We start from the raw sequence: 12730 nt of genomic DNA, 5'->3' as shown, positions 1-12730 counted from the left end.
AACGTACAGCAAGCCAGGCGCTTAATCCTTGGCGCTCTCCATGGCACCCTCTTCGGAGTGCTGGGGCAGGATGAGGTTCAGCAGGATGGCGGCCACCGAGGCCAGCCCCACGCCCGCCAGGGCGAAGTCGCCGATCTTCATCTCCAGGGCGCCGACACCCACGGTCAGGGTCACCGCCACGATGGCGATGTTGCGGGACAGCCCCAGATCCACCTTGGACTCCACCAGGGTCTTGAGACCGATGGCGGCGATGGATCCGAACAGCAGCAGCATGATGCCGCCCATCACCGGCATGGGGATGGAGGTGAGCAGGGCGTTGAACTTGCCGAAGAAGGCCAGAATGATGGCAAACACCGCGGCCCAGGTCATGGTGACCGGGTTGAAGTTGCGGGTGATCATCACGGCGCCGGTCACTTCCGCATAGGTGGTGACGGGGGGGCCACCGATGAAACCGGCGAAGCAGACGCCGATGCCGTCACCGGCCAGGGTACGGTGCAGGCCCGGATCCTTGGTGTAGTCCTTGCCGGTCACCCCGCCGATGGCCAGCACGCCGCCGATGTGCTCGATGCAGGGGGCGATGGCCACCGGCAGCATGAAGAGGGCCGCGGCCCAGTTGATCTCCGGGGTCTCGAAGTGGGGCAGCGCCAGCCAGGGGGCGTTGACCATGCCGTCGAAACTCACCTGGCCCATCAGCACGGCAGAGACATAACCGGCGATGACACCGCACAGGATGGGGATGAGCTTGATCCAGCCCTTGCAGAACACGGCGGCAATCAGGGTGACCGCCAGCGAGATCCCCGCCAGGGTCAGCGCCGTGGTGGCAGGCACCACCTGCTCACCGCCGGCACGGCCCATGGCCATGTTGCAGGCTACCTGGGCCACCGACAGGCCGATCACCATGATGACGGGACCGATGACCACGGGGGGCAGCAGCTTGTGCACGAAGCCCATGCCACGAGCGCGGATGATGGCCGCCAGGATGAAATACATGAAGCCCGCGGCAAACAGACCGAACATGGTGGAGGGCAGGCCCCAGGTCTGGGTGGCATAGATGATGGGGGCGATGAAGGCGAAGCTGGAGCCGAGGAAGATCGGCACCTGACGACGGGTGCAGAGCTGGAACAGCAGGGTGCCTACACCGGCGCCAAGCAGGGCCATGGAGGGGTTCAGACCGGTGAGCAGGGGCACCAGCACCATGGCACCGAAGGCGACAAACAGAATTTGCAGCCCGGCGACGCTTTGCTTGACCAAGGAAAACATGGGTATCCTTAATTTTTTGATAACTGACAGGGATATTTGACACTTTTCAGTCATCACAAGACGTTTTCAAGGCAGCCAACGGACCAAACGGCGTCATTTGTTGCCTTTTACTGCTTGGGGAGGGCATGAAACTGGCTTTTTAGGCGGGATTCGCTGCTACAAGCATCGAGGAAGCGATTTTACGCACTTTTATGGCCAACGCCAATCGTTTTTCCGGCGAGTTGACATGACAAGGCTTTCAACTGGTCGACGCAGATATCGCCCCAACCCCCTCTCTATACTCGAAGGCGTGACCCCACACCGACAAGGAGTTCCCCATGTCACTGCCCTCATTCAAACCCAGCCAGCGCCGGCTGCTGCTGGGTTCGGCCATCGCCCTGGCCCTGTTCGCCACCCCGCTGAGCTATGACTTCGACCACCACCAGTGGCAGGCAAACCAGGCCCATGCCAAGTCCTGCTTCATTGCCGGTACCCGCATCCTGATGGCCGATGGCTGCGAACGCCCCATCGAGACCCTGCGGGTCGGCGATCGGGTGCGGGACAGGCACGGGCAGAGCAACCGCATCCAGGCCATCGAGCGGGTGGCGCTGGGGGCGCGCAGGCTCTACGGGCTCAATCATCTGCCCCCCTTCTTTACCGCCGAGCACCCCTTCCTCACCACCCGGGGCTGGGCAGCCATCGCACCGGCCATGACCCGCACCGAAAACCCGGCCCTCGCCGTGCTGCCGCTCTTTACCGGCATGCACCTGCTGGGTTGGTCAGAGGGGGGCAGCGCGGGCAACCTGGCGCTGGCGCCGCACCCTGTCGAACTGCCGGTGGCCTCCCTCTTCTGGGTTGATGCCCCGCCCGCCACGGCGCTGTTCAACCTGATCCTCGATGGCAGCCACAGCTATGTGGCCAATGGGCTGATCGTGCACAACAAAGGGGGGGATGGCGGCGGCAACAGTGGTAGCGGAGGCGGCAACAGCGGCGGTGGGGGCAATAGTAGCCACAGTGGAAACAATAGCGGAAATGGAGGCGATAGTAGCCATAACGGAAACAATGGCGGGGACGACAGCGGCCACGGCGGCGATGACCGTGGTCAGGGCGAACATGCCGGTGGCGACCAGCACGCTGGCGGCGATCGCCACGGCGGTGGCGACAAGCATGCAGGCGGGGAGCGTCATGCCGGTGGCCGGGTGGACGACAACGGTGTGGACGCCGTCGACGCCAATGGCAACAAGCTTCGAGGCGATGGCAGCGTGGACGACAACGGTGTGGACGCCGTCGATGCCAATGGCAACAAGCTTCGGGGCGATGGCAGCGTCGATGACCGCCTGGTGCCCCCGCCCGCTCAATAGGTGTCAGCGTCCTGCCCCGCACACACAACAGGGCAGAAAACAGAGAGGGTGGCCTGGGCCACCCTCTCTTTTTCTATGGCATCGTCATGCCCGCGACACGTGCGGGCAGGTCGCACCTCAGACCCGGCGGTACGGCAGGTAGACCGGCTCCCACATATGGCTCAGGATGTGCTCTTGCAGATCCTGACCGATGAGCGGGTGGGAGGGGTCGCGGCGCACGATATCCTTGAGCACCGCGGTCGCCACGTGCACCGAGATGTTGCGCAGCTCGCTGATCCTCGGGTAGACGGTGCCCCGGGCGAGATCCGCCTCGCTCACGCACTCCGCGAGCGCAAAGGCGGCGGTGGTGAAGATGTCCGGGCTTAACTCGCGGATCTGGCTGACGATGGCCGCCAGCCCCACCCCGGGGAAGATGAAGACGTTGTTGCCCTGACCGATGCGATAATCCTGCCCCTCATGGTGCACGTCCTTGAACGGGCTGCCGGTGGCGACGATGGCGCGCCCCTGGCTCCAGCGGAAGATGTCTTCCGGCAGGGCCTCGCAGTTGGCGGTGGGGTTGGAGAGGGGGAACACCATGGGGCGCTCGCAGTGGGTCAGCATCAGCTGGATGTGCTCCTCCTGGAAGGCGCCACCGGCGCCGCTGGTGCCGAGCAGCACTGTGATGGGCACGTGGCGCAGCACCTCGGTCAGCCCCGCCTTGCCCAGCAGATCCCACTGGGCCAGCAAGAGGCCCGGCTTGGCGTAGCGGCGCTTGTACTCATCCAGCCCCTCGCGGTTGTCACACACCAGCCCCTGGGTATCCAGGATGTAGATGCGATCCCGCGCCGCCTGCGGGTCAAGCCCCTCGCGGATCATCCCCGCGCAGATCTGATCCGCCACCCCGACCCCGCCAGCCCCGGCCCCGTAGACCAGGTAGTGCTGCTGGCCCAGGGTTTCCCCCTTGGATTTGACGGCCCCTATGATGCCCGCCAGCACCACGGCCCCGGTGCCCTGGATGTCGTCATTGAACGACGGCAGCGCCTGCTGGTAGCGGGCCAGGTTGTTGAAGGCGTTGGACTTGCTGAAGTCCTCCCACTGCAACACGGCGTTGGGGAAGTGGCGCTTGACCCCGGCCACGAACTTGTCGATGAAGTCGTCGTACTCCTTGCCGCGAATGCGCCTGTGGGGCTGACCCAGGTACATGGGGTCATCCAGCAGCGCCTGGTTGTCGGTGCCCACATCCAGCGCGATGGGCAGGCAGCACGCGGGGTGGATGCCCGCCCCCAGGGTATAGAGGGCGAGCTTGCCGATGGGAATGCCCATGCCCCCCACCCCCTGATCGCCGATGCCGAGGATCCCCTGGCTGTCGGTCACGACGATGATGCGCACCGCCTTGGCATCCATGTGGCGGGCGAGGGAGCCCATGTCATCGACGTTCTTCGGGGTGATGTAGAGGCCGCGCGGCTTCTGGAAGCGGTGGCTGAACTCCTGGCACGCCTTGCCCACGGTCGGGGTGTAGATGTAGGGAGTCATCTCCTCCACGTGGCGGGACAGGAGGGCGTAGAACAGGGTTTCGTTGCGATCCTGCAAGGCTCGCAGGTTCTGGTACTTCTCGATGTCGCTGCAGGCGCTCAGGAAGGCCTCATAGACCCGCTCCAGCTGGGCTTCGAAAGTCTGCACCTGAGGCGGCAGCAGGCCATCGAGCTCAAAATCGGCCCGCTCCTGTTCGGTGAAGGCGGTGCCCTTGTTGAGGTTGCGATCGTTGAGCAGATTGGTGCCCGTCAGTGCAACGGGGCGAAAATCGTGACCCTGTGCATCTTTCCACAGCAGATATTGTCCGGTAGCCATAGTCATTCTCTTTGATTTACATGAAGTTGCCATCAGGCAGGAGAGCAAGACTCAGAATGCTGGGGATCATATGACGTTTGCCGATCCGGTTTTGTGAGCTTGGACAAACCCTGCGGCCAAAGGCGCCTTTGCCGGGGCAGCCGAAGGTTGCTCACGCGCCCGCCTTGGCGCAAGATCCCGACACGCCCCTGTGGGCATCCCTTTGCGAGTAACGGAGCACCATGACCCCTTCCTCTTCCCCCGCTTTTCTCGTCAGCGGCGTCATCCTCGCGGGCGGTCGCGCCACCCGCATGGGGGGCGATGACAAGGGCTGGGTGCCCCTCGCGGGCACTCCCCTGATCCAGCACGTGCTGACCCGCCTGCGTCCCCAGGTGGACGAGGTGCTGATCAACGCCAACCGCAGCCAGGCTCGCTACCGGCAACTTGCTCCCGTCATCGGAGACGCGCAAACCGACTTCCAGGGGCCGCTGGCCGGCATGCTGGCGGGGCTGACGGCGGCCCGTCACGACTGGGTGCTGTTCGTCCCCTGTGACGGCCCCGCCCTGCCCCTTGATCTGATGACCCGCTTTCGCGCCGCCATCACCCCGGACACCGATCTGGTGGTGGCCCACGACGGGGAGCACCTCCAGCCCGTGGTCGCCCTGCTGCGCCGCGCCCTGTGCCCCTCCCTGCAACAGGCGCTGGCGGACGGGGAGCGCAAGACCGGGGCCTGGTTTGCCCGCCACCGGATGGCGGTGGTGCCCTTTGCCGATCTGCCCGACGCCTTCGTCAACCTCAACAGCCCGGCCGAACTCGCCGCCTGGGAGGCGAGGCTGCGGGAAGGGGGCGCGCCATGAGCCCCCTGCCCCTGCTCGGCTTCGTCGCCTGGAGCGGCACCGGCAAGACCACCCTGCTGGAGCGCCTCATCCCGCGCCTGGTGGCGCGCGGTCTGCGCCTCGGGGTGCTCAAGCACACCCACCACGCCTTTGACATGGACCAGCCCGGCAAGGACAGCCACCGCCTGCGCCAGGCGGGCGCCACCCAGGTGATGGCGGCCTCCGACCGGCGCCACGCCCTGATCCGGGAGACCCCGGAGGGGGAGCCCCCCTTCGAGGCGCTGCTGGCCCGCTTCGATGCGAGCGCCCTGGATCTGCTGTTGGTCGAGGGGTTCAAGCACAGGCGCTTTCCCAAGGTGGAGCTGTATCGCGCCGCCATCGGCCGGCCCCTGCTCTTCCCCGATGATCCTGACATCGTCGCCCTCGTGAGCGACGCTCCCCAGGCCACGACCCTGCCCCGGTTCCCCTTCGAGGATCTGGAGGCCATCGCCGACTTCATCTGCGCCCGGTTGCCCCCGCACGCCCCCCGTCAGGCCCCGCCGCCCCTTCGCCTCTGCGCCCGGCTGCTGGCGGCCCTGCCCCCATCGGCAGAGCAGGGCGTTGTGCCCGGCTTGCTCAGTCAGGACGAGGCGGGCACCCTGCTGGTGCGCCCGGTGGATGGGGGCCACGACAGTGCCAACTGCCGCATCGAACGGGCGCCGGGTAGCGCGGCCCTTCCCCCCGGCGAGCGGGTCATGGTGCGCCTGCCGACAGGTGCGCCCGTATGAACCGGGGAAACGACGCAGGTCAAGGCGAATGCCGTCCCCCTTGCTATCCTCACAACCCTGACCCGAGATAAGAGAACGCCCTTGCGCCTCAATGCCCCGCTCTCCCGCTTCGATCTGCTCATCTATGGCCGCTACCGCCTGGTCCACGGCCTGCGCATCGCCCTGGCCTTCACCCTCACCTTCCTGCTGACCCGGGAGCTCAAGCTGCCGGAGAGCACCTGGCCCCTCATCACCCTGGTGGTGGTGATGGGCCCCATCTCGTTCTGGGGCAACGTGCTGTCGCGCGCCCTGCAACGGGTGGTGGGCACCGTCTTTGGCGCCGCCTGCGGGGTGGTGGCCCTCTATCTGGAGCTCTACTCCCTGCCCCTGATGCTGGCCTGGTGCTGCGCCATCATGTTCCTGTGCGGCTACCTGGCGCTCGGCAAGCGCCCCTATGTGGGGCTGCTCATCGGCATCACCCTGGGGGTCATCGTCGGCGGGGTGCCAGGGGACATCGAGACCGCGCTCTGGCGCAGTGGCGACGTCATCCTGGGATCGGTGCTGGCCCTGCTGTTTTGCAGCATCTACCCCCAGCGGGCCTATACCCACTGGCGTCTGCAGATGCACGACACCCTGCAGCAGGCCGGGCGGCTCTACCACACCCACCTCTCCCCCAACGTGCTGGAGCGCCCCAGGCTCACCCGAAGCCATGCCCGCCTGCTCGCCAAAATAGTCAGCCTGCGCCCCCTGCTGGCCCCGGCGGTCAAGGAGACCCGCCTTGGCAGCCCGCTGTTCGAGGCGACCCAGACCACCCTTCGCAACAGCGTCTGCACCCTGGAGATGCTGGCCAACACTTATTGGCGGGATCGCCAGAGCCACTTCCTGATGCAGAGCCACCCGGGGCTTCGCGCCTGCCAGCAGGCGACGGAGTCGGTGCTCACCGAACTCGCCCTCATGCTCAAGAGCGGCGATACCACGGCGGCCGACCAGGCCATCGGCCGCCTGCAAGCCGCCGCCGCCCGGCTCGATGGGGACGCAAGCCAGGCACCAGGCCAGGGACACGACCCCACTCTTGGCGGCTACCTCTGGCTCAATCTCCATCTCATCGAGCAGCTCGCCCACCTCCATCGCCTGCTGGGGCTGGTGCTGCAACCCTATGCCAAGCCCTCGGCCCGCCCCTGACCGCGCCGCCTGCAACCGCCCACAAAAAAGCCCCGCCGATGCGGGGCTTGCTTGTCTCGGGCTCGCGCCTTAGCTTGCACGAGCCAGGGGCTGCTCCGGAGTGAGGTAGAGGGAGAAGTCCTCTATCCCCGCCTTCAGGGCGGCAAAGCAGTCGGGGTCGATGGCCGTGCCCAGGTTTTCCGCCATCATCTCCAGGGCCCGCGGCACCGGGATGGCATCCCGATAGGGGCGCTTGGCGGTGATGGCATCGAAGATGTCGGCGGTGGTGATGATGCGCGTCTCCAGGGTGATCGCCTCCCCCTTGAGCCCCTTGGGGTAGCCCTTGCCGTCGAGTCGCTCATGGTGGGCGCCAGCCACCTGGGCCAGCTCCTCGAAGGCGCCGATGCGGCTCAGGATCTCCTCGGTGTAGGCGGCATGCATCTGCACCGCCGCCCACTCCTGCTCGTCAAGCTTGCCCGGCTTGTCGAGGATGGCGTTGCTCACCCCGAGCTTGCCCACATCGTGAAGCAGGGCACCCCGCTTGAGCCAGCGCCGCCGCGCCTCGGACAGCCCCATCTGGGCGGCGAGGATGTCGGCATAGAGCGCCACCCTGCCGCTGTGCCCCGCGGTATAGGGGCTCTTGGAGTCCACCACCTGGCCGAAGGCCGCCGCTATCTCGTCCAGATAATCCTCATCCAGCGCCACCTCCCCCTGCCCCGCCGGGTGGGCGAAGACCCGCTCCGCCAACGCGGGATCCGCCAGCCCTTGCCAGAAGGCGTCATCGGCCAGCGCCTCGAAGGCCCTGACCAGGGCGGGATCAAACCAGTTGCCGCTGCGCTCGCGCAGCTCCCTCATCGCCGCGTCCGGCCCGGCGGCGGCGTGAAACACGTCCACCACCTGACAGAGCAGGGCGATGCGGGAGAAGAGCGGAATGGCCTCCCCCGCCAGTTGTTGCGGCCGCCCTTTGCCGCTCCAGTGCTCATCCAGGGAGAGGATCCCCTGGGCCACCTCGTCGCTGAAACGCAACTGGCGGGCGATGTCCGCCCCCCGGTGGCAGCGGGTCAGGATCAGCTCGTTGGCTATCTGATCCCCGTTGCGAAAGATGTGGAACAGGCTGCGAAAACGGCCCAGCAGATCCGCCTGCAAGCCGGTGTGGCCCAGCACGAAGTTGACCACCTCGGAGAGGGAGCCATCCACCAGCTTGAAGTCGCGCTTGAAGTGAAGATCGTCGGTGAGATAGAGCTCGCAGATGCGGGCGGCATTGCTGCTGCACCCCAGATCCTTGAGCAACAGGGTGTAGTAGAGGTCGTGGCGCTGCCGGGCATCCAGTCCCAGTTGCTCCCCCAGACGAGAGCCTATCCAGCAGCAGCGGATGCAGTGGCCTCTCGGCTGCCCTTCCGTCATGTCCAGGGCATGACTGAGAGAACCAATCAGCTCTGCCAAACGCAACCCGTTTACCGTCATAGCCCACTCCCTCTACATCGGGGCGTACTTGCCCGCAGGCATGTATAGCATTTGTCGGGAGTAAAGGATCAGGGGCGCGACAAATTATGCCTGCCCCGCTCCCCGACTTGCCGCCGCATCGCGCTGCTCGCGGCTCAGGGTCGAGACCAGTTTGTCGTCCAGGTAGAGATCCAGTCGCTCCCCGCGCATCTCTCCCCGCATCAGGCTGCGCTGACCGTCGATATAGTGGATCTCCATCTGGGCGGTGCGCTCGTCCGGGTAGCTCACCTGTACCTCGCGCACCCCTTGGGGCAGCAGGGCCAGCGGCACCTGGTTGAGGGCAGGATCCAGGTGCGGGTTCACCTTGATGATCGCATCGCTCTTCTGATCCACCAGGGCGGGCGACTTGCCGGTAATGGGGTTCTTGCCGGACCAGAATTCGATGGTGTTGAACACGAAGAGATCCGCCGTGGCCGCCAAGCCATAGACGGGGGAAAGGAGCACGAAGACGCCGGCACGGCCGTAGCGATTGTCCACCACGCTGAGGTTGCCCTTGGTCACCATGGAAGAGAGGCCCATCTGGCCCATGCAACCACCGAGCCCCAGGCTCGCCCCCATTCCCAGCAGCAGGGCCAGTGCCCTGCCTCTCTGTCGTACTGCCATTGTTGTCTACCTGCTCAATAAAAAGGAGGCGGCAGCCTAAACAAGGGGGCCGGGCGGCACAATGACGAAGGGGGGCCTCATACAGCCAGGGTTCAGCCTGGCCGTCCGATCGCTCACTCTGTTGGCAATCTTGCGGTCAGCCCCTCAGATGGAGAGGGCCGACACCGTCTGGGAGACCCTGTCCGCCTCCTGGTGGATCTCGCTCATCAGCTTGTCGACGCCGGCGATCTGCTGCTTGCCGAGTTCGGCGCTGCCCGCCACCCCGGCCATGTCGTCGGTCACCCTGGCGGTCAGCTCGCGGTTCTTCTGCACCACCCTGGCGATCTCGTCGGTAGAGAGCGACGTGCGGGCGGCCAGCTGGCGCACCTCGTCCGCCACCACCGCAAACCCGCGCCCCTGCTCCCCTGCCCGCGCCGCCTCGATGGCGGCGTTCAGGGCCAGCAGATTGGTCTGATCGGCGATGGCGCTGATGGTCGAGACGATGGCCTCGATGCTTCTGGACTGCTCGTTGAGCTGGCCGATGAGGGCGATGGCCTCATCCACCTGGGAGGCGATGAGGGAAGAGGTCTGCACCACGGCGCGCAGCAAGCCCGCTCCCTCCTCTGCGCTGTGCAGGGTCTCCTGGGCGGTGCTGTGGGCCAGGCGGGCCGCCTCCCGGGTGGCGTGGTTCTGCTCGATGCGCGCGGTGATGTCGCTGGCGAACTTCACCACCCGCACCACCTTGCCGCTGCCATCCCGGATGGGATTGTAGGTCGCCTCCAGCCAGACGGCCTGCCCCCGGCTGTTGTGGCGCATGAAGAGGCCGGATTTGAACTGGCCCCGGGCCAGCTCCTCCCAGAAGCGGGGCTGCTCGCGCAGAAAGGCCTCGTCACAGAAGATCCTGTGGTGCCTGCCCGCGATCTCCCCCAGGGTGTAACCCATGACGCTCAGGAAGTTGGCATTGGCATGGAGGATGTCGCCGTTCGGGGTGAACTCGATCATGGCCCGGGAGCGGTCCAGCGCCTCGGTCAGCGCCTCGAGCCGCTCCAGCCGCAGGTGCTGTTCGGTGACGTCGCTGGCAATTTTGAGTACCTGGGTCACCCGGCCCTGGTGCTTCACCGGGAAATAGGTCGCCTCCAGCCAGCGCGTCTCCCCCTGCCGGTTCACGCGCTCGAAGGTGCCAGACTGCACCTCCCCCTGGGCGAGGCGGCGCCAGAACTGGCGATAGTCACCGGACTCCCCCCAGGCCCTCGGACAGAGCTGGCTGTGGGGCTGCCCAATCAGTTCGGCGGCACCATATCCCATCAGGGCCAGGAAAGGGGTGCTCGCCTCCTGGATGATCCCCTCCGGGCTGAAGATGACGGTGGCGGCACCCGCCTTGATCGCCTCTATGATGCCCTGCTCCTCGTCGAGCCGGGTCTGACATGCCTGCAACTGCGCTTTGAGCTTCTGATTGAACATGACACTTCTTCCTCGTTGACCATCCCCATGAGCACCACGGCCTCACCCACAGAGGGTATCGGCACCGCCAGCGCCGACATAAGTGGTCGGACGACTGAAACGAATGGGGCGCGCAGTGTATAGAAAAGCGGCGATGCCGCCAAGGGCTCCCAGTACGCAGCCCTTGTGAAAGAGGATCAACCCGGTGCAGAAAAAGAGGAGGCTAACGGCCAGGTACGCACTCGAGGCAGGCGGGATTGCCGGCAAAGCCGAACCGTTCGTAGATAGCGCGCCCATCACTGCTGGCATGGAGCCACAGCTTGCCCAGTTGCTGCTCGCGGGCATACGCCACCATGGCCACCAGCAGGGCATTCGCCATTCCCCGTCTGCGCCAGGCCGGCCGGGTGTAGATGTTGAGCAGGTACCCTTCCCGCCCCGCCAGATTGCCCGGGTAGGGCGGGCGCACGAAGAGTGCCAGGGTGGCGCACGCCACCACCTCGCCCTCCTCTTCCACCACCCAGCTACGGGCGCTGCCCTCTTCCTGCGCCTGCATGAAGTAGGCCTGCGTCGCGTCCCTGAGGACCGGATCCTCATCGGGCCGGGCAAGTTCCCCCACCTCACAAAAGAGCGCCATGCGCAGTGTCGTCAGGGCGGGAATATCGGCCGCCAGGGCCTCGCGAACCTTCATCTCTTCTCCTTTGCATTCCTTTCCCCCCCCCCCCCTCAGTCAGGCAGGGCTCGTGTGCGGCCACCTTACGCCGGAGGCGAGCGACGGGCAAGGCGCCAACTGTCGAGCCCCAGGGGGCCCGCCCCCCACACGGCCAAGGTCAGCAGCATCCAGCCCCACAACTGGTGATCGTGAAAGCCCCCCGCCCAGAGGGCCGGGTAGGAGATGACCGCCATGACGTTGAAGCCAAACAGCAGCAAGGCGACCGGACGGGTGAAGAGGCCCGCCAGCAGGAAGAGGGGCAGCAACAGCTCGGTCGCCGTGCCCGCATAGGCCGCCCACTGCCAGGGCAGCAGGGGCACCTGATATTCGAACTCGAACAGATAGAGGGTGCTGTCCCAGGCCGTGAACTTGAGCCAGCCGGATCGCAGAAAAATGGTGGCGACCCAGAGCCTGGCAAGCAGCAACAGGCCACCGCTGCACCAGGGCAAGATGCGTTCAACTAGGGGGCCAAGGGGCCTGGCAAGGGTTTGCGTTGTCATGGGGCAAGCTCCAGATCGACCAGCAGGTCGAGGGTGATGAGGGGGGCCAGGTGTTCGGCCATGGCGGGATCCTGAGCCAGCAGGCTGGCCAGCGGCCTGCCCTGCAGGCAGCCTTGCAGCAGACACCAGGCGGCGGCATCCAGGGGAATGGGGTCGACCCGGTGTCCGGGGCGTTTCTTGAGTGCCAGGGAGCAGACAGCATCCAGCTCCCTGACCGTCTCACCGCCGTGCAGGGCCATCTGCCAGAGCGCCAGCACCGGATGGGGGCTCTCCAGGAGCAGCAGATCGCAGGCAGGATGCAGCACCAGCCGCTCCCAGTGCTCAGGGGTCATGGCGGCAAGCCGCTCGGCGGGCCAGTGCCGCGTCTCTGGCGCAAGCAGCGAGACCCGCTCCAGCCCCCACTCGAAGCGGGCCAGATCCCCGAGCCAGGGCAGCGCGGCCGTGGTGGGCAAGCGTGCCAGCCAGTCGCCAAAGCCCTCCCCGTAGTCCATGACGCTCCCCTCCTCCAGAGGTGCCGCCAGCACGAACCCTCGTGCCGCCGCCTCAAAGAAGGTCTCGCCAACCATGGCGCGTACCGCGGGGTAGCTGCTGGCGAGCACCTCGGTGAGGCCGAGGATGAAGTTATTGCGATAGATCTGCAACAGGGCGTCGGGGGCAAAGCGTCCCGGCTGGATGTGCCCGAGGATGGCATCATCCTGGCCGAGCAGACCGCTCGCAAAAGCGCGTTGCAGGGAAGCAAGCTCAGACATGGGCGGCCTCCCCGAGCAGCCCGCTCGCAAAAGTACCTTGCGGGAAAACAAGCTCAGACATGGGCGGCCTCCCCGAGCAGACCGCTCGCAAAAGTACC

Annotated in this window: 11 protein-coding genes and 1 pseudogene; 4 read left to right on the top strand and 8 right to left on the bottom strand. The window is 66.0% G+C overall.

What is annotated here, in order from left to right:
- Nucleotides 1–21: 21 nt before the first annotated feature.
- Entirely contained in the window at nucleotides 22–1260 is a 1239-nt protein-coding gene (locus AB5Y68_RS18230) for a uracil-xanthine permease family protein (protein ID WP_010673610.1), read from the bottom strand.
- A 317-nt stretch (nucleotides 1261–1577) separates the two neighbouring features.
- On the opposite strand from AB5Y68_RS18230, the gene AB5Y68_RS18225 reads away from it, so the two are divergent.
- A complete protein-coding gene (locus AB5Y68_RS18225) occupies nucleotides 1578–2600 on the top strand; it encodes a Hint domain-containing protein (RefSeq protein WP_052258804.1) in 1023 nt (340 codons plus the stop codon).
- A 117-nt stretch (nucleotides 2601–2717) separates the two neighbouring features.
- Here the strand turns inward: AB5Y68_RS18225 and AB5Y68_RS18220 are convergent, their stop codons facing one another.
- On the bottom strand, nucleotides 2718–4427 hold the full coding sequence (locus tag AB5Y68_RS18220; protein WP_039039374.1) for an NAD-dependent malic enzyme: 1710 nt from the start codon (nucleotides 4425–4427) through the stop codon (nucleotides 2718–2720).
- Nucleotides 4428–4648: 221 nt separating this feature from the next.
- On the opposite strand from AB5Y68_RS18220, the gene mobA reads away from it, so the two are divergent.
- From mobA to AB5Y68_RS18205, 3 genes and pseudogenes are all read left to right on the top strand, one after another.
- Nucleotides 4649–5263, top strand: coding sequence for a molybdenum cofactor guanylyltransferase MobA (gene mobA, locus AB5Y68_RS18215; RefSeq protein ID WP_039039373.1), 615 nt, complete (start codon nucleotides 4649–4651; stop codon nucleotides 5261–5263).
- Nucleotides 5260–5745: pseudogene (mobB, locus tag AB5Y68_RS18210) on the top strand (molybdopterin-guanine dinucleotide biosynthesis protein B); the annotation flags it as partial. The gene mobA and the pseudogene mobB, both read left to right, overlap by 4 nt.
- 345 nt (nucleotides 5746–6090) lie before the next feature.
- Nucleotides 6091–7170, top strand: a complete 1080-nt coding sequence (locus AB5Y68_RS18205) for an FUSC family protein (RefSeq protein WP_039039371.1) — start codon at nucleotides 6091–6093, stop codon at nucleotides 7168–7170.
- 69 nt (nucleotides 7171–7239) lie between these two features.
- Here AB5Y68_RS18205 and AB5Y68_RS18200 read toward each other — a convergent pair whose 3' ends face one another.
- The 6 genes from AB5Y68_RS18200 to AB5Y68_RS18175 form a co-directional block, all read right to left on the bottom strand.
- The gene (locus AB5Y68_RS18200; RefSeq protein ID WP_039039370.1) at nucleotides 7240–8613 is read right to left on the bottom strand and encodes an HD-GYP domain-containing protein; all 1374 of its coding nucleotides are present in this window, start codon (nucleotides 8611–8613) and stop codon (nucleotides 7240–7242) included.
- 84 nt (nucleotides 8614–8697) lie between these two features.
- Complete coding sequence (locus AB5Y68_RS18195) at nucleotides 8698–9255, bottom strand: DUF3332 domain-containing protein (protein ID WP_039039369.1); 558 nt, start codon at nucleotides 9253–9255, stop codon at nucleotides 8698–8700.
- A gap of 144 nt (nucleotides 9256–9399) precedes the next feature.
- Nucleotides 9400–10695, bottom strand: coding sequence for a methyl-accepting chemotaxis protein (locus tag AB5Y68_RS18190; protein WP_039039368.1), 1296 nt, complete (start codon nucleotides 10693–10695; stop codon nucleotides 9400–9402).
- A gap of 202 nt (nucleotides 10696–10897) precedes the next feature.
- Nucleotides 10898–11362, bottom strand: coding sequence for a GNAT family N-acetyltransferase (locus AB5Y68_RS18185; protein ID WP_039039367.1), 465 nt, complete (start codon nucleotides 11360–11362; stop codon nucleotides 10898–10900).
- Nucleotides 11363–11427: 65 nt separating this feature from the next.
- Complete coding sequence (locus AB5Y68_RS18180) at nucleotides 11428–11883, bottom strand: DoxX family protein (RefSeq protein ID WP_039039366.1); 456 nt, start codon at nucleotides 11881–11883, stop codon at nucleotides 11428–11430.
- Entirely contained in the window at nucleotides 11880–12632 is a 753-nt protein-coding gene (locus tag AB5Y68_RS18175) for a DNA-binding domain-containing protein (protein WP_039039365.1), read from the bottom strand. The genes AB5Y68_RS18180 and AB5Y68_RS18175 overlap by 4 nt, the downstream gene beginning before the upstream one ends.
- Nucleotides 12633–12730: the final 98 nt, after the last annotated feature.

The sequence above is a fragment of the Aeromonas sp. R6-1 genome (assembly GCF_040908165.1).
GTDB classification, from domain to species: Bacteria; Pseudomonadota; Gammaproteobacteria; order Enterobacterales; family Aeromonadaceae; genus Aeromonas; species Aeromonas caviae.
Note: the sequence above shows the minus strand (reverse complement) of the source record. Positions and strands in the feature narration are given on the sequence as shown.